The organism is Flavobacterium sp. GW823-FHT06G12 (assembly GCF_058794775.1).
Genome location: NZ_JBXAHE010000002.1, coordinates 282,713 through 302,635, shown reverse-complemented (window position 1 = coordinate 302,635; position 19,923 = coordinate 282,713). Strand labels below are relative to the sequence as shown.

The 19,923-nt window shown below is 35.6% G+C and carries 9 protein-coding genes; all 9 read left to right on the top strand.

The window, feature by feature from the left end:
• Positions 1–238: 238 nt before the first annotated feature.
• The gene (locus AC1Q5Z_RS08245) at positions 239–3,367 is read left to right on the top strand and encodes a SusC/RagA family TonB-linked outer membrane protein (protein WP_492444295.1); all 3,129 of its coding nucleotides are present in this window, start codon (positions 239–241) and stop codon (positions 3,365–3,367) included.
• Positions 3,368–3,378: 11 nt separating this feature from the next.
• The gene (locus AC1Q5Z_RS08240) at positions 3,379–4,953 is read left to right on the top strand and encodes a RagB/SusD family nutrient uptake outer membrane protein (protein WP_198855268.1); all 1,575 of its coding nucleotides are present in this window, start codon (positions 3,379–3,381) and stop codon (positions 4,951–4,953) included.
• Between the two features lie 22 nt (positions 4,954–4,975).
• Positions 4,976–6,343, top strand: coding sequence for a hypothetical protein (locus tag AC1Q5Z_RS08235; RefSeq protein WP_492444293.1), 1,368 nt, complete (start codon positions 4,976–4,978; stop codon positions 6,341–6,343).
• A gap of 78 nt (positions 6,344–6,421) precedes the next feature.
• On the top strand, positions 6,422–8,905 hold the full coding sequence (locus AC1Q5Z_RS08230) for a glycoside hydrolase family 2 TIM barrel-domain containing protein (RefSeq protein ID WP_492444291.1): 2,484 nt from the start codon (positions 6,422–6,424) through the stop codon (positions 8,903–8,905).
• Positions 8,906–9,029: 124 nt separating this feature from the next.
• Positions 9,030–11,429 carry a glycoside hydrolase family 31 protein gene (locus tag AC1Q5Z_RS08225; protein ID WP_343584954.1) on the top strand — a complete coding sequence of 800 codons (2,400 nt, stop codon included), beginning with the start codon at positions 9,030–9,032 and terminating at the stop codon, positions 11,427–11,429.
• A gap of 254 nt (positions 11,430–11,683) precedes the next feature.
• Positions 11,684–13,690, top strand: coding sequence for a glycoside hydrolase family 97 protein (locus AC1Q5Z_RS08220; RefSeq protein WP_492444289.1), 2,007 nt, complete (start codon positions 11,684–11,686; stop codon positions 13,688–13,690).
• An 83-nt stretch (positions 13,691–13,773) separates the two neighbouring features.
• A complete protein-coding gene (locus AC1Q5Z_RS08215; RefSeq protein WP_492444287.1) occupies positions 13,774–15,930 on the top strand; it encodes a glycoside hydrolase family 3 C-terminal domain-containing protein in 2,157 nt (718 codons plus the stop codon).
• A gap of 23 nt (positions 15,931–15,953) precedes the next feature.
• Positions 15,954–17,540 (top strand): GH39 family glycosyl hydrolase, encoded by a 1,587-nt coding sequence (locus tag AC1Q5Z_RS08210; protein ID WP_492444285.1) that lies wholly within the window; start codon positions 15,954–15,956, stop codon positions 17,538–17,540.
• A gap of 100 nt (positions 17,541–17,640) precedes the next feature.
• Positions 17,641–19,878: a glycoside hydrolase family 3 C-terminal domain-containing protein gene (locus AC1Q5Z_RS08205; protein ID WP_492444283.1), complete on the top strand. Its 2,238-nt coding sequence runs from the start codon at positions 17,641–17,643 to the stop codon at positions 19,876–19,878.
• Positions 19,879–19,923: the final 45 nt, after the last annotated feature.

The following is a 19,923-nucleotide window of genomic DNA, read 5'->3' as shown; positions in this document are numbered from 1 at the left end:
TTAAACTTACCACAAATGTTTTTTATAAAAATTGATTTAAATAGCTTTTTGATGCGATTACCATCATCAAATTTTGCCCAAAGAATCGATTTTGAAGTTGTTTATAGTCTGCAAGTATTAAATGTTAGAAATGAGATTCAGGCCCTCATTTTTGGCACGACCTGCTTGGGAAGTTTTTCCGGATTTCTCCTAAGGTAAAAAAACACTAACTATAACTTAAACTTAATCAATTCTTATTATGAAAAGCAAAAATTGTATTAAAACAACAAAGCTTCCATATTTTATGGCGGTGCTGCTTAGCGTATTTATGATGCAGTTTGGATTTGCTCAAGAATCCAAAACTGTAAGTGGGACAATTACCTCTTCCGAAGACGGATTTGGAATTCCCGGAGCAACTGTACAAGTACAGGGAACAAAATCGAGTACTATTAGCGATTTTGATGGAAAATATAAAATTGAGGCTAAAACAGGAGAAGTTTTAGCAATCTCTTTTGTGGGTTTCAAAACACAGAATATTACTGTTGGAGCTCAAAAAACGGTTAATGTAGTTTTGAATCCAGAAACGGCAGAACTTAAAGAAATTGTAGTAATCGGATATGGTTCTCAGAAAAAAGCAATGGTAACCAATGCTGTTTCGCAGGTAAGTGGCGAGAGTCTTGTAAAAACCAATACTACAAATGCTCTTCAGGCACTTCAAGGACAAGCTGCGGGACTTCAAATTACTTCTACATCAGGACAGCCAGGCGAAAGCTTAAATGTTGTAATTAGAGGTGTTGGTTCTACTGCAGGAAGTAATCCTTTGTATGTAGTTGATGGCGTTTTGACTGGAGATATTTCATATTTAAATAATGCAGATATCGAATCGATTTCGGTTTTAAAAGATGCGGCTTCGGCTGCTATCTACGGATCGCAAGCGTCTAATGGAGTTGTTTTAGTAACTACTAAAAAAGGAAAACGTGGTGCTCCGGGCCAAATTACTTTTGACCAATATTATGGTGTGCAGTCTGTAGCAAGAAAAGTAGATTTACTAGATGCAAAAGAATATGCGACAATATTAAATGAAGCGGCTGTAAACTCAGGTAAAAATCCATATTTTACAAATGATCAAATTGCAGCTTTAGGATCTGGAACCAATTGGATGGATAAGATGCTGACTGAAAATGCAGCGACTAAAAACTTTGCATTTGGTGCTTCTGGAGGTTCAGAAACTTCTGTTTATTCTACCTCTTTATCTTATTTAGGCCAAGAAGGTGTTGTTGGAGGAAAAGATTTATCAAATTATCAACGATACAATTTCAGATTCAACTCAGAACATAAATTATACAAAGATGTAGTGACATTGGGTGAAAATATAAGTTTTGCTCATGTGGATAAAAATGGAATTGGAGTTGGAAATCAATATAATAACTCTTTGAGAAGTGCTTTTCAAGCGACTCCATTACTACCAATGTATGATGCAAACGGAAATTATTTTGATACAACAAAAAGTACAGAGCCTTGGTTGACAGGAGTATCAAACCCATATGCGATGATGGTTTATAACAATCAGAATGAAAGTGACAGCCAAAAATTGTTAGGAAATGTTTACTTGCAGATTGAGCCAATTAAGAATTTAACTTTCAAAACTACTTTAGGTCTTGACTATAATGTAAATGAAGGACATTCTTATTCTCCAATTTACAGTTTATCTATTTATGCAAACAATGCTTTTGACAGAGTGAATCAAAACATGAACAAGAGCAGAAGCATTAACTGGGATAACTTATTGACTTATAAATTTAATGCAGGAGAAAATCATCATTTTGAAGCATTAGCAGGTTCTTCTTACATCACTTATAATGTAACTTCTATTGAAGCAGCTAACGCAGATTCAGTTTTTAACGATTTAGAACATGCTTGGTTAGATAACACTACCAATAAAGATGGTGCTAAAATGAGTATGAAAGGAAGTAAGTACGAGAACAAATTAATGTCATACTTCGGAAGATTAAATTATAACTACAGAGAAACTTACTTGTTAAGTGCAACGCTTAGAGCTGATGGTTCTTCAAAATTTGCACCAGGAAATCAATGGGGTTATTTCCCATCTGTTTCTGCAGGTTGGATTGCATCAAACGAAGAATTTTTGAAAGATTCTAAAGTATTCAATTTCCTTAAATTTAGAGGAAGCTGGGGACAAGTTGGTAACCAAAGTATTCGTCCTTTCCAATACTTAGCATTAGTAAAATCAAACACTACTAATTACACTTTTGGTAATGAAGAAGGAGTTCTTACTCCAGGTGCTTATCTTGAAAATTTAGCGAATCCTAGTTTAAAATGGGAAACTTCAGAGCAGATTGACCTTGGTTTTGACGCAAGATTTTTAGACAATGCATTAAGTGTAAACTTCGATGTGTACAAAAAGACAAACAAAGATTGGTTAATTCTAGCTCCAATCTTAGCTACTGCTGGTGCAAATCCGCCGTTTATCAATGGAGGAGATGTAGTAAACAAAGGGGTAGAGTTGAGCTTAAATTACCAAAACAAAATTGGAGATTTTAATTACAGCATTAGTGCAAACGGTGCTTATAATAAAAACACAGTTGGACAAATACCTACTTCTGATGGAATTATTCACGGTTTGAGCAACGAACTTTATGACAATGCTGGAGAATTCTATAGAGCAGAAAACGGACATCCGTTAGGATATTTCTGGGGATACAAAACAGGCGGGGTTTTCCAAAATCAAGCTCAGATTGATAATTATAAATCAGCAAACGGTGTAGTATTACAGCCAAATGCAGCACCTGGAGATATTATTTATGTAAATACAAACGGAGATGACAAAATTGATGCTTCTGATAAAACAAGTATCGGAAACCCGAATCCAGATTTTACTTACGGATTCTCTTTGTCAGCAAGTTATAAAGCTTTCGACTTCTCGCTTAACGCGAATGGAGTAGCAGGAAACCAAATTGTACAATCATACAGAAATCAAGCTGGAGCTTACGGAAATTACACATCAGCAATTTTAGGACGTTGGCATGGTGAAGGTTCTTCTAATACAATGCCAAGAGTAACAGAAGACAATAGAAACTTTACGCAATTTTCAGATTTATATGTTCAAGATGGTGACTTCTTAAGAATTAATACCGTTACATTAGGATTTGATTTAGCAAAAATGAAACAATCGAAACCATTTTTCGCAAGTCAGTTTAGACTTTATTTCTCTGTTCTAAACCTATATACCTTTACAAAATATGATGGAATGGATCCTGAAATTGGATTCGGTTCATCAAATACTGACCAAAAGTTTTCATCAGGTGTTGACGTAGGTTACTACCCAAGACCAAGAACATTCATGATGGGATTAAATGTTAAACTTTAATAAATAAAAAAATGAAAAATACATATTTATATATTTTCTGTTTTAGTTTACTTTCTCTAGGTTCTTGCAGTCTAGAAACAGAACCTTTGACACAGCAAACAGATACAAATTTTTACAAAAATAAAGACGATGCTTATACTGCATTGGTAGGATGTTATGACGGAATGCAAGTAGCGACTGGAGCTTCGGGAATGGGAGTTCCTGTAGTGAGTGAAATTATGTCTGATGATTGTTTTGGAGGAACTGGAAATTCAGATGGATACAATTATGCTGCTATTGATGAATTCGATATTACACGTTCTCCATCAGATGTTGATATGTTAAATGGTAACTGGATTGGTTACTACAAAGCACTTTACCGTTGTAATGTTCTTTTGCAGAAAATGGATCAAATTGACTGGGAAGGCGATACGACTTTGAGAAAAACTTATGAGTCTGAAACAAGATTTATTAGAGCTTATTTGTATTTTGAAATGGTACGTTTATGGGGTAATATCCCTCTTTTGACAGAGCCTTCAACAGACAACATTCCACAAGCAAATCCAGATGATGTCTATAAAGTAATTGCAGAAGATTTAGTTTTTGCTGCAAACAATTTACCTTCAGTAGCTTACAATGCAACAACTAGCGGACGTGTTACTAAATGGGCGGCAAAATCGCTACTTGGACGTGTTTACTTGTATTACACAGGATACTACGGAAAATCTGATTTGGTTGGTGTAGTTACAAAAGCACAGGCATTACAGCACTTAGAAGATGTTATAGCAGGAAGCGGACATGCTTTGGTTGATGATTTTTCTACACTTTGGCCTGCAGCTTCAGTTGATAAATATGCTGGTGAAGACAATAAAGAATTTGTGTTTTCTATAAAATATACTTACACAAGTGATTATAACGGAAATACTGACGGTAACCACTGGCTAGTAATGTTCGGAATGAGAGAGTTTTCTTCTTATCCATACGGACGCGGCTGGGGTGTGACTGTAAATTCTAAATTGTATAATGCTTACGCGGCTAATGATACAAGACGTACAGCAACTGTAATTGGAATCACAGAAGAAAAAATACCATTTGATAAATTAAATAACCAAAGAGAATACACTGGTTACTACAACAAAAAATATTCTCCAATGGTAGATAAAGATGGAAAAGACCTTCCGTTAACTATGGGAAGTCAGTTTTGGGATATCAGCCAGTTTCAAGATTATGTTGTGTTAAGATATGCTGATGTATTATTAATGGCTGCTGAATTAGGAAGCGGTAATGCACAAGCTTATTTTGATGAAGTTAGAAGAAGAGCTTACAAAACAAACTTTACTTCTTTGGCTGTGAATAGTGATAATATTATGAAAGAAAGATATTTAGAGTTTGCTCTAGAAGGAGTTAGATATTGGGATTTATTGCGTCAAGGAGTTGGAAAAGCTTCTACAACAATTGCCGAAACGACTCAACTTCTTAGCGGAGGAAGTCCAGTTACTAAAACTATTTCTGCAGCAAAAATCCTAGCAACACAAGGATTACAGCAAATTCCGAATACACAAATTACATTGTCTAGTGGAGTGTTAAAACAAAATGCTGGTTGGTAATTTTAACTAAAAACATATGAAAATGAAAAATATTAAATCATTCATCACCTCATTATTGATGCTGGCAATGCTAGTATCATCTTGTTCGCCGGATAGTTACTCTTTAGACGGCCCGATTGATAAATCGGATATACATTTTGAAATTACTCAGGATTTAGCAAAAGATCCAGGAGGAAATACTGTAATCTTAAAAAACACAACACCTGGAGTTGTACTAAACTGGGATTACGTAACAGGAAAATCGGATAAAGCAGTACAAACAGTACAATATGCTTTTAAAGGAAATTATACCATTAAAATTTCAGCTATTACAGGTGGTGGTATTGTAGAACTTGATCCAGTAACGGTAACGGTAACAGAGGATAATTTAAATTATGTTAACGATGAACTTTGGACAGCTCTGTCTGGAGGAGTAGGAAAACAAAAAGTATGGATTGCTGATAATGGTAAATACGGTATGGCTCTTGGAGCAATGTCTTATGCAGATCCTAGCACAACAGTAGAATGGAATAATTTTACACCAAACTGGGAGCCAGAAGGTAATGCAAATTCAAGTACAGATGCAGATATGCATTGGGGAAGAACCATGACCTTCAGTCTAGAGGGAGGACCGTTTATGAAAGTGAATGAAGCAGACGGAACTCTAAAAGAAAGCGGTACTTATTTCTTAGATATTAATACGCATACTTTAACAACAACTGGAGCAACAATTTTAAGACCAGATAATTATATTGCAAACGCAAGCAACTGGAATAATAATATCAAAATCTTAAAACTTACTGAAAACCAGTTAAGAATTGCCATTTTGAGAACCAACAGCGAAGGGCCATGGTGGTATATCTGGAATTTTGTTTCAAAAGAATATGCAGACAATTACGTACCGCCAGTAACTGGACCAACTTATGATGAAGGTTTTAATCCAACTTTTGCTCCAGGCGAATTATTAAAAATGCTTACTGGAGGTACTGGTACAGGAAGAGTTTGGGCTTTAGATGGAAACGGAAATCCAGTTGACTGGTTAGGAAAAGGAAAAGGTTGGACAACAGGAGCTTCAAGTTCATACAATTGGGGATGGAATGACGATTGGGCAGCAGCTGCAGGTAATTCATGGATTCGTTTTGATCAATTTGGAGGAAAACTAAACTACACAAGAAGTCAAGATGGTGTAGTAACTACTGGATTGTTTACAATAAATGAAGCTGAAAATGAAATTAACTTGGGTTCTAATACCTTAATTCAAAACTCAGGAAGTTGGATGAACCCAACAACCAATGTTATAAAAGTCGTAAAAGCTTACAATAATGACTATCTTACAAAAGGTATTTGGTTTGGAACTTCTTATGATGCAGGAAAAGACGAGTGGTTTGTATTCCATTATATACTCCCTTAAATGAAATAAATTTTGGTTAACTAATAACTTGGAAGCAGCCTAAAAACTGCTTTCAGGTTATTAAATTTTAAAAACATTATGTTTAAGCCCACTGCACATAAAAAAATAGGATTACTCTTTGCAAGCTTGCTATTACTTACAGCATGCAAAAAATCTGTAGACGAAAAATTTGGTAACCGAAAAGTTTCTTTTAATGAAGATTGGAGCTTTCATCTTAATGACAGTATTGTTGATAAAGATACAATTGGAGCTTCAACAAAATGGAGAACTTTAGACGTTCCTCACGATTGGAGTATCGAAGGAAAGTTTGATGAAAAAAGTCCTGCCGGATATGGAGGCGGATCGCTCAGCGGAGGTTTAGGCTGGTATACAAAAACATTTAAAGTTGCTGCAGAAGACAGCACAAAAATAACTTCAATCACTTTTGATGGCGTTTATAGAAACAGCGAAGTTTGGGTAAACGGGCATTATTTAGGAAAACGTCCAAATGGATATATTGGTTTTCAATATGAAATTACTCCATACTTAAATTACGGAGACAAAAACAACGAAATAATTGTTAAGGTTGACAATTCAAAACAACCAAATTCACGCTGGTATTCTGGTTCGGGAATTTTTAGAAATGTCTGGATCGAAACAACAGATAAACTTCACGTTGGACAGTGGGGAACTTACATTACAACTCCAAAAGTTACAACCGAAAAAGCTTCTATAAGTTTTGAAACAACAATTAAAAATCAATACAAAGAAGGTAAAAAAGCCACAGTAACGACCACCATTTTTAAAGAAGACAAAAAAGTAACATCGGTTACTCAAGAAATAACCATCAATGGCAACGAAAATCAAACTCTGAATCAATCGGCAGAAGTTGAAAATCCGATTTTATGGTCAGTTGAAAATCCAGAATTGTATACAGCAGTTACTGAAATTTCGCTTGACGATAAAATCATCGATCAATACAAAACCACTTTCGGAATCAGAGATTTTAAATTCGATTTGAACAAAGGTTTTATTTTGAATGGAAAACAAGTCAAAATAAAAGGAGTTTGTATGCACCACGATTTAGGTCCGTTAGGTTCTGCAATCAATACGCGTGCTATTGAACGTCAGTTAGAAATCCTGAAAGAAATGGGTGTAAACGGAATCAGAACTTCACATAATCCGCCTGCTCCAGAACTTTTACAGCTTTGCGACAAAATGGGATTCATCGTTATGGATGAAGCTTTTGATATGTGGAAACAAAACAAAACGAAATACGATTATGCAAATGATTGGGACAAATGGCACAAACAAGACTTAATCGATCAATTGTTGCGCGACCGAAATCATGCTAGTATTTTTATGTGGAGTATTGGAAACGAAATTCCAGAACAATGGAATGAAACAGGTATTGAAATTGCAAAAGAATTGGCGGCAATTACACGCCAATACGATAAAACAAGACCAATCACTGCAGGAATGAATCCGCCAGTAAATATGAATATTGATGCAGTGACTTTGCAGTTTGAGAAAAAGAATGTTTCAATTAATCCACTTGCTGGATCTGGAGTTTTAGATTTGATAGGATACAATTATGCACATCAGACATTCGAACATCATTTAAAGAATTTTCCAAATACGCCTTTCATCGCAACTGAAACAACTTCAGGCTTACAGACAAGAGGATATTATGATGCTGTTTCAGATACTATAAAAAAATGGCCGGTTAGTTGGGATAAAAAATTTGAAGGTGGAAATCCTGGAAATACGGTTTCAGCTTACGATCAAGTTCAAACTCCGTGGGGTTCTACACACGAAGCGACTTGGAAAGTAATTAAAAAACACGATTTCTTGGCAGGAATGTACGTTTGGACAGGTTTCGACTATATCGGAGAACCAACGCCATACGAATGGCCATCGGTAAGTTCATATTTCGGAATTGTAGATTTAGCCGGTTTCCCGAAAGACGTTTATTATATGTACCAAAGTGAATGGACAGATAAAACCGTTCTTCACGTTTTTCCGCATTGGAACTGGAAAGCGGGACAGACAGTTGATGTTTGGTCATACTACAATAAAGCTGATGAGGTGGAACTTTTCGTAAACGGAAAATCAGTTGGAAAAAGAAGCAAAAAAGGAGACGATCTGCACGTAATGTGGAGAATTCCTTTTGAAGCAGGAACTTTAAAAGCCATTTCTCGTAAAGATGGAAAGGTAGTTTTAGAAAAAGAAATTAAAACTGCTGGAAATCCTTCTCAATTAAAATTGACTGCGGATAGAAACACTATAAAAGCAGACAAAAACGATTTGTCATTTATCACGGTTGATATCTTAGATGATAAAGGAACTTTAGTTCCAAATGCGAATAACGAAATTAATTTCTCTTTAATAGGAAACGGAAAAATAGTAGGTGTTTGCAGCGGAGATCCTGTAAGTCATGAATCGTATAAAGGAAATAAACATACGGCTTTGGCTGGAAAATGTTTGGTTATTGTACAATCTGGAGATAAATCGGGAAGATTGGAATTAACAGCAAAAGCAAACGGATTAAAACAGTCCACTATTGTAATTACAACAGAATAATAAGTCAAGTTCCTGCAAGGTTTTTAAAACCTTGTAGGTATCTATAATATTTTAAATAAAAAAAGTAAAGACCTACAAGGTTTTAAAAACCTTGCAGGAAAACTAACATCTAGATTATTAACCAATGAAAAACTCAAAACTAACTGCATTATTTTCTGCTGTCATGTTTGGATTTTTAGCAGTTCCAAATGCTAACGCTCAAATCCAAAATGCAGATGTACTGAATGCACCAATAGATATCAGTAAAGATTTTCAGAACTATCTGAACACTTTTTATTTTGCGGACGAACTAGCTTCTTTTGACCCTGCAACAGGAAAAGGAACGATCAAATATTTGAGATACAATTACAAAACACGTCAGGCTTTCAACAACATGATGATGAAACCAGATGTTGAAAAAGCAAACGAATTTCCAACAACAGAATATGCAGAATCTCCTGTTTTGCCATTCGAAATTCAGTTTGTTTCAGATAGAACGGTTCGTATCAAAACGACTTCTGGACCGCAATTTCATCCTCAAAAAGAATCTCTAATGTTGGTTGACGGCGTTGCGCCAAATCACCCAGAATTATGGAAATATGCTAAAATTGAAGGCGGTCACAGTTATACAAGTAAACACGGAAGAGTTGAAATTTTGACAAAACCGTGGCACGTAAAAATCTATGATGAAAAAGGAAAACTGCTGACAAGCACACTTCACGATACTGATTTTAAAAACACGTATACTCCAACACTTCCGTTCTCTTACGTTCGCAGAAACAGCGATTACTCAAGAAGTATGGGAGCAGCTTTCAGTTTAGAGCCAGACGAAAAAATATTTGGTTGCGGTGAATCATTCACACAATTCAACAAACGCGGTTCAAAAGTAGTTTTATGGACGGATGACGCAAACGGAATCCAAAATGAAACAATGTACAAACCGATTCCGTTTTACATGAGCAGCCGCGGTTACGGAGTTTTCATGCATCATTCAACACCAATTACAGTTGACTTCGGAAAATACTTTTCAAGTGCCAACGAAATGTATATTGGAGATGACGAAGCCGATTTGTTTTTCTTTATCGGAGAACCAAAAGACATTTTAGATCAGTACACGAATTTGACTGGAAAAGCAGCGATGCCACCACTTTGGTCATTCGGTTTCTGGATGAGTAGAATCACTTATTTCTCAGAAAAAGAAGGACGTGACGTTGCCAGAGATTTACGTAAATACAAAATTCCAACCGATGTTATTCACTTCGATACAGGCTGGTTTGATGTAGATTGGAGAAACAACTACGAGTTTGCAAAATCTCGTTTCCCAGACGCTACAAAAATGATGTCTGATTTAAAGAAAGACGGTTTCCAAGTTTGTTTATGGCAGTTGCCTTATTTCACGCCAAAGAATACTTTATTTCCAGAAATTATGGATAAAAACTTGGCGGTAAGAGACAGAAAAGGAAATCTTCCGTATGAAGATGCTGTTTTAGATTTCTCAAATCCAGAAACGATTTCTTGGTACCAAGGAAAATTGAAAAAGTTATTTGATGAAGGTGTTGCAGTTTTCAAAGTAGATTTTGGAGAAGCCGCTCCGCCAGACGGAATTTACCATTCTGGAAGAACTGGTTTCTATGAGCACAATTTATATCCATTGAGATACAACAAAGCAGTGGCAGAAATCACTCAAAAAGAAAAAGGATATACTTTAATCTGGGCAAGAAGTACTTGGGCTGGATCTCAACGTTACCCTTTACATTGGGGAGGGGATTCTGAAACTAGCAACGGAGCAATGTCAGCAGAATTACGCGGCGGACTTTCTTTAGGTCTTAGCGGATTCAGTTTCTGGAGTCATGACGTTGGAGGTTTTGCAACTAAATCTCCGGAGAATATTTACAGAAGATGGACACCATTCGGAATGTTTACATCTCACGTAAGAAGCCACGGAGAACCGCCTCGCGAACCTTGGTTGTATAGCAAAGAATTCTTAGAAGGATTTAGAAAAGCAGATAATATGCGTTACGAGTTAATGCCATATATTTACGCTCAAGCAAAAGAAAGTTCTCAAAAAGGATTGCCAATGATGCGTGCTCTTTTTGTAGAATATCCAAACGATCCAGGAGCTTGGTTAGTTGATAACGAATATTTATTTGGTTCAAGTATGTTGGTTGCACCGCTTTTTGAAGAAGTTGAAGAAAGAGACGTTTACCTTCCAGAAGGAACTTGGATTGATTATCAAACTAAAAAAGTATACCAATCTGGTTGGCATAAAATCAAAGCTGGCGAAGTGCCAATCGTAGTTTTAGTAAAAGATGGAACTGCACTTCCACACATCGGTTTAGCGCAGTCTACAAAAGATATGGATTGGAGCAAATTGACATTAAAAGTTTACGCAAGCGACAAAACGACTTCGGCAACAGCCAAAGTATTTTTACCTGAAGGTGATGCAGTACAAGAAATAAAAGTGAACAAAAACGGAAACAATTTCGATGTTACAGCAAATCCGTTAAACGGAAAAACCACTTTTAAAACCGAGTGGGCAAAATAAAAAAAAAGTTTGCCACTAATTGCACGAATTTCCACGAATTGAATTGGTGTTAATTTGTGTAATTCGTGGCGAAAAAGAATATAGCCACAGATTACACAGATTAAACGGATTAGTACTCTCGCAGATTTAGCAGATCATGCAGATTTTTTTAAATTTTTAAATCAGCTCAATCTGCCAAATCTGCGAGAGAAAAATAAATAAAATCCTTTCTAATCCTTTTAATCTGTGGCAAAAAAAATATAATTCCAAAAAACATGAAAAACTATCTAGTTCTCCCAGCCGTACTGTTTTCAATAGCAGTTGGCTATAGTCAAAAAACGAAAAATGCTTACGAATTGGCATCGCCAAACGGAAAGAATACAATCAAATTTGAGTTAGTAAAAAACGCTCCAAAATATGCAGTTTCTCACGGAAAGACTGAAGTAATTTCTCCGTCTGATATGGGATTTGTATTGAAAGGAAATGAAGATTTAAGCACAAACTTTGAAATTAAAGGAGCAAAAACTTCTACGTTTGACGAAACTTGGGAACAAGTTTGGGGAGAAAAGAAAAATATTAGAAATCATTACAATCAATTGGTTGTTGATTTACAGCAAAAAACTGGAAATAAGAGAAAATTACAAATTCAGTTTCGTGCTTTCGACGATGGAGTTGCTTTTAGATATGTTTATCCAAAACAAAATGTAAAAGACAGTATTTTCATCATGGATGAAAAAACGACTTTCAACTTAAAAGAAGACGGAAAAGCGTGGTGGATTCCAGCCAACAGAGAAAACCGTGACGAATATCTTTTCAAAGATGCGCCTGTAAGCACTTTAGATACAGTTTTAACTCCACTAACAATCGAAAGTAAAAGCGGATTAGCGTTAAGTTTCCATGAGGCAAACCTGATTGATTTTGCAAGTATGACTTTGGTAAACACTAAAGGAACAGAGTTAAAATCAGATTTAGTGCCGTGGGCAGATGGAGTAAAAGTTCGTGTAAAAGATTCGTTCACTTCTTCTTGGAGAACACTTCAAATTGGAGAAAATCCGGGAGAATTGATTACTTCTTATTTGGTTTTAAATCTAAACGAACCAAACAAATTAAAGAATACAAACAGTTATTTCAAACCATACAAATATTTAGGAATCTGGTGGGGAATGCACATCGGGAAATATACTTTTTGGGAGAGTGATAAACAAGGAGCAACTACAAAACACGCCGAAGAATATATCGACTTTACAGCAAAAGAAGGTTTTCATCATTTATTAATTGAAGGATGGAATAAAGGTTGGACTCCAGGTTGGTATGAAAACCGTATGCACATGTTTAGCTTCACAAAAAGTGCAGACAATTTCGATCTTGAAAAAGTGGTTGAATACGGAAAGAAAAAGAATATCGAATTAATCGGATATCACGAAACAGGTTCGAACTTAATTAACTATTTAAAAGAAGTTGACGAAGGTTTTGCTTTATACAAAAAACTTGGAATACACACCGTAAAAATCGGTCACGTTGGTTCTAAATTGAATATGAAGCAAATGCACTTTGGACAGTTTGGAGTAAATTATTTCAGATACATTTTAGAAAAAGCAGCTCAATATGATTTAGCCGTTTTATACCACGAATCGATAAAAGATACAGGAGAGCGTAGAACTTATCCAAACATGGTTTCAAGAGAAGCAGCGCGCGGACAAGAATATAATGCTTGGAGCGAAGGAAATCCACCAAACCACTTAAGTATTATTCCTTTTACAAGATTGCTTTCTGGACCAATGGATTTCACACCTGGAATTTTTGATGTTGAGGTAAAACAAGGTTATCCAGGAAAAAGAATTCAAGGAACAGTTGGGCAACAATTGGCGTTGTATGTGACGATTTATTCTCCGATTCAAATGTTGGCGGATCTTCCAGAAAATTACGAAGGAAAACCAGCTTTACAATTCTTAAAAGATGTTCCAACAGATTGGGAAGATACTAAAATCTTAGAAGGAAAAATTGGCGAATACATTACAACAGCAAGAAAAGACAGAAATAGCGCTGATTGGTATTTGGGAACTTTAACAAATGAAAATCCAAGAAATGTAAATGTTTCATTGTCATTCTTAGATCCAAATGCAACTTACGAAGCACAAATTTATGTTGATGCTGAAGGAACAGATCAAAAACACAATCCAGAAGCAGTGGCAATTTCTAAGAAAACAGTAAAATCTACAGATTCTCTAAAATTGAATTTAGGTGGAGCTGGTGGTGGAGCAGTGAGATTTAAAAAATTGTAATTATTAATTTCTAAAACCCGACAGATTTTGAAAATCTGTCGGGTTTATAAACACAATAAAAAAATTAGTCCTTGTTCTAAAAAATGAAAAACAGTATTCTTTATATCTTTTTTCTTTTATCTGCTAATTTGATGTTATCGCAGCAAAAGCAATATCCTTTTCAGAATCCAAATTTAAATACTGAAAAGCGTATTGATAATTTGCTGTCTTTGATGACGCTGGATGAAAAAGTTCAGGCTTTAAGCACAAATCCGTCAGTAAAAAGATTAGGGCTTATTGGTACAGGTCATGTAGAAGGATTGCATGGTTTAGCTTTGGGCGGACCGGGCGAATGGGGAGGAAAAAACAAAAAGCCACTAACAACAACCACTTTTCCCCAAGCTTATGGTTTAGGAGAAACTTGGGATGTTGAACTTCTTCAAAAAGTGGCAAATGTTGAAGGTTATGAAACCCGTTTTGCTTTGCAAAAATACAATCGGGGCGGATTGGTAGTTCGTGCTCCAAATGCAGACATTGCAAGAGATCCGCGCTGGGGACGTACTGAAGAAAGTTACGGAGAAGATGCTTTTTTTAACGGAAGTATGACAGTTGCTTTTGTAAAAGGATTGCAAGGGAATAACTCCAAATACTGGCAAACGGCTTCGTTGATGAAGCATTTTTTGGCAAATAGCAATGAAGATGGAAGAACCTATACATCATCTGATTTTGATGAAAGACTTTGGAGAGAATATTACGCACTTCCTTTTCAAATGGGGGTTGTTGAAGGAGGCTCGCGTGCTTATATGGCGGCGTATAACAAAGTAAATGGAATTCCGGCAATGGTACATCCGATGCTTAAAAATATTACGCAGAAAGAATGGGGACAAAATGGTATTATTTGTACCGATGGAGGTGCTTTTAAACTGCTTCTTTCAGATCATAAATATTATGCAGACAAATATTTAGGAGCTGCCGCAGCTGTAAAAGCGGGTATTAACCAATTTTTGGATGAATTTATAGATGGCATTTATGGTGCTCTTTCTAATGGATATTTGAAAGAAAAAGATCTTGATGAAGTTTTGCGCGGGAATTATCGAGTAATGATAAAACTTGGAATGCTTGATGCTTCAGAAGAAAATCCATATTTGAAAATAGGAAAAGATAAAGACACAATTGATCCTTGGAAAACAGAAGCGCACAAAAAAATCGCTTTAGAGGCAACTCAAAAATCTATTGTTTTATTGAAAAATGAAAACGGATTTCTGCCTTTACAAAAAGAAAAAATAAAAACAGTTGCCGTAATTGGACCTCGAGCAGATGAAGTGCTTTTGGACTGGTACAGCGGAACACCTCCTTATGTTGTTACGCCTTTGGAAGGAATAAAAAAGAAGTTGGGAAATAATGTTGAAGTTTTAGTCGCAAAAAATAACATTGACGGAAAAGCAGCAGCAATCGCAAAAAAAGCAGATTTTGTAATTATGGTTGTTGGAAATCATCCGGTTTGTAATGCTGGATGGGCAAATTGTCCTGTTCCAAGTGAAGGAAAAGAAGCGGTTGACCGCCAATCTCTAACTTTAGAACAAGAAGATTTGATTAAGGTAGTTTATCAGGCAAATCCGAAAACGGCGGTCGTATTAATGAGCAGTTTTCCTTATGCAATCAATTGGACTCAGGAAAATGTTCCAGCAATTGTGCATATGGCGCAGAATAGTCAGGAAACAGGAACAGCATTGGCAAATGTATTATTTGGAGATTATAATCCTGCAGGACGTTTAACGCAAACTTGGGTAAAAGATATTACCGATCTTCCAGATTTATTAGATTATAACATTCGAAATGGAAGAACATATATGTATTTCAAAAAGAAACCATTATATGCTTTTGGTTACGGATTAAGTTATACGACTTTCAAATACAATTCGATTGAAACAAGTTCTGAAACTATTTCGAAAAATGAAGAATTAAAAGTAACAGTTTCTATTACAAATACTGGAAATAAAGATGGCGATGAAGTGGTTCAGCTTTACTTAAAACAATTAGAATCGAAAGTAGAACGACCAGAAAAAGAATTGAAAGCATTTAAGAGAGTTTTCTTTAAAGCTGGAGAAACCAAAAATGTTGATTTGATTGTAAAAGTGAAAGATTTAGAATATTGGAATACTGGAAAACAAGTGTTCGAACTAGAAAAAAATACAATTGAGATTCAGATAGGAAATTCTTCAGATAATATACTTCTGAAAAAGAAAATTTCAGCTAAATAATTGTAAAAGAATAAAACTTAAACATGAAAAAAAGTCTAATTATACTATTTGTTTTTGTTGGTTTGGCAAGTTTTAAATCATTTGCACAAACAACAAACGCTGATTCTCAAAATAGAATTATAAAAGTAGATTTCAAAAAAGAAGCCGGAAAATTAAACACCATGTTCAAAGAATGCATCGGCGCAGGAAGAGCAAATGAAGGTCTTCGTGCAGATTGGCAGCAGCAATTGGCATTGGTTAAAAAAGAATGCGATTTTAAATACATCCGCTTTCATGGTTTATTGACCGATGACATGGCCGTTTATCGTGAAGACGAAAAAGGAAATCCAGAATACAATTACCAATATGTAGACGTTTTGTTCGATTATATTATTAGTCTAAAAATGAAACCATTTGTGGAATTGGGTTTTATGCCAAATGCTTTAGCAAGCGGAAAAGAAACCATTTTTTGGTGGAAAGGAAATGTTACGCCTCCAAAAGATTATAAAAAATGGGAAGATTTAATTAAAAACTTGACTCAGCATTTCACAGAAAGATACGGAGCAGAAGAAGTAAAAACATGGTATTTTGAAGTTTGGAATGAACCCAATTTATCTCCAGGATTTTGGACAGGAACGCAGGCAGATTATTTTAAATTATATGAATATAGCGCTAGAGCAATAAAAAGTGTAAACACAGCCTATAGAGTTGGCGGTCCAGCAACGGCGGGAGCAGCGTGGGTTCCTGAAACAATTGATTTTTGCGCAAAGAATAATGTGCCAATGGATTTTGTTTCGACACATACTTACGGTGTTAAACACGGATATCTGGATGAATTTGGAACGTCGGGAACTATTTTAAGTCAGGATGAATTTAGCGTAAGCGGTGATATTTTAAATTCAAGAAAACAAATTGCAGCTTCGGCTAAACCAAATTTGGAATTGCATTATACCGAATGGAGTACCTCTTATACGCCTGCAGATCCAATTCACGACAGCTATCATTCGGCAGCTTATATTTTGCAGAAAATAAAACAAGTTGGAAACGCAGCAAACTCAATGTCGTATTGGGTTTTTACGGATATTTTTGAAGAAGCAGGGCCAAGATTTACGCCTTTCCACGGCGGTTTCGGATTATTGAATACGCAGGGAATTAAAAAGCCGGCTTATTTCTCTTATTATTTAATGAATAAATTAGGAGAAACAGAACTTCAAAATTCAGATAAAGCTTCTTGGACTTCTAAAAATACAAAAGGAGACGTTCAGGTTTTATTGTGGGATTTTACGAATACGCATCCAGGAGATAAAGAGCTTAATCAGACCTATTACATTAAAGATCTTCCATCAAAAGAAAAAGGAAAAGTCAAAATTGAAGTAGACGGAATGCAAAAAGGAAAATATGTATTGGAAATTTACAAAGTTGGATACAAAGTAAACGACGCTTACGCAGATTATCTAGCAATGAATAAACCAAGTCAGTTAACACGAGAACAAGTCAATTCAATAAAAGAGAAAAATAACGGAGCGCCAATTGCAACAGAAAAAATTACAATTGACGCAAAAGAAACTTTCAGCAAAGAATTCAAAATCAATGAAAATGATGTTGTAATGCTGAATTTGATTAAACAATAATTTCAGATAAAACCACAAACATAAAAGCAGTATTAACTTGATTTAAAGATGACGTGTGAGGAATCAAGGATCTTTAAATTCAAAAAACACCTAACTATCTATGAAAAACAAAATGATATACCTTTCGGCGGCTTTGGTTTTTGCATTATTTACTTCTTGTAAAAATGAAACACCGACTGTAGCTTCAAATTCGGCGGAGACTGAAGAATACGTTGGAAAAGAAATAGGTACTGAACATGATGCTGAAATCGACAAGCTGATTTCGCAAATGACATTAGAAGAAAAAATAGGAATGCTCCACGGTAACAGTATGTTTGCTAACACAGGAGTAAAACGTTTAGCGATTCCAGAATTAAAAATGGCCGATGGTCCGTTGGGAGTTCGTGAAGAAATTTCTAGAGACAATTGGGCTCCGGCAGGATGGACAAACGATTTTGCAACGTATTATCCAGCTGGCGGTGCCTTGGCAGCAACTTGGAACGCAGAAATGGCCCATACTTTTGGAACCAGTTTAGGAGAAGAATTACGTGCAAGAGATAAAGATATGTTGCTTTCGCCAGCAATTAATATGGTAAGAACACCGTTAGGAGGAAGAACTTACGAATACATGTCAGAAGATCCGTTTTTGAATAAAAAAATCGCTGTGCCTTTGGTTGTAGGTTTACAAGAAAAAGATGTAATGGCTTGTGTAAAACACTATGCAGCAAACAATCAGGAAACCAATCGTGATTTTGTAGATGTGCAAATTGATGAGCGTACACTTCGCGAAATTTATCTTCCAGCTTTTGAAGCTACTGTAAAAGAAGCAAAAGCTTACAGTATCATGGGAGCATACAATAAATTCAGAGGAGAATATTTATGTGAAAATGATTATATGCTGAATAAAATCCTTCGTGATGAATGGGGATTTAAAGGTATTGTAGTTTCAGATTGGGCTGCGGTGCATTCTACAGCAAAATCTTTGAAAAGCGGTTTGGATATTGAAATGGGTACGCCAAAACCTTTCAATGAATTTTTCTTAGCAGATAAATTAATCGCGGCTGTAAAATCTGGAGAAGTTTCAGAAAAAGAAATTGATTTGCATGTAAAACGTATTTTAAGAGTTTTATTCCAAGTAAAAGCAATGGGTGGAGGAGAGCGTGCAAAAGGAAGTATCGCAACCGAAGCACATTATCAAGATGCGTACAAAATTGCAGCTGAAGCGATTGTATTGTTGAAAAACGAAAATAATGCATTGCCTTTAAAACTAGACGGAGTAAAATCTATCGCAGTAATTGGAAACAATGCGACAAAGAAAAATGCTCTTGGCGGATTTGGAGCTGGAGTGAAAACGAAAAGAGAAGTTACACCTCTTGAAGGTCTTAAAAATAGACTTCCTGCATCAGTTAAAATTAATTATGCTGAAGGATATTTAGAGCGTTACGATAAAAAGAACAGAGGAAATTTAGGAAATATCACGGCTAATGGTCCAGTTACAATTGATGAACTAGATCCAGCAAAAGTTAAAGAAGCAGTAGAGGCAGCTAAAAACTCTGATGTAGCGATTATTTTTGCAGGTTCAAACCGTGATTATGAAACAGAAGCTTCAGATCGTAGAGATTTACATTTGCCATTCGGACAAGAAGAATTAATCAAACAAGTATTGGCGGTAAATCCAAAAACTATTGTAGTTATGGTGGCTGGTGCTCCATTTGATATTAATGAAGTGAGCCAAAAAACTTCAGCTTTGGTTTGGAGTTGGTTTAATGGTTCTGAAGGCGGAAATGCTTTGGCTGATGTGATTTTAGGAAAAGTAAATCCGTCAGGAAAATTACCTTGGACAATGCCAGTTGCTTTAAAAGATTCTCCTGCACATGCGACAAACAGTTTCCCTGGAGACAAAACAGTAAATTATGCCGAAGGACTTTTAATTGGATACCGTTGGTTTGACACTAAAAACGTTACGCCATTATATCCTTTCGGTTACGGATTATCATACACCACTTTTGCTTTAGATAACGTAAAAGCAGACAAAGATTCGTATGCTCAAAATGATGTAATAGAAGTTTCTGTAGATGTTAAAAACACAGGAAAAGCAGAAGGAAAAGAAGTAGTACAGTTATATACTTCAAAATCTGATTCTAAAATTACTCGTGCAGCACAAGAATTAAAAGGTTTCAAAAAAGTTGCTGTTAAGGCTGGAAGTTCAGAAAAAATAACGATTAAAGTTCCTGTAAAAGAATTGGCATATTATGATGTTGCTTCTAAAAAATGGACAGTTGAACCAGGAAAATATACTTTAAAAGTAGGAACTTCTTCTAGAGACATCAAAAAAGAAATTCAAGTAACAGTTAAATAAAACTTTTTATTGCTATAAAATAACCACACTATTAACGCCAGCCCA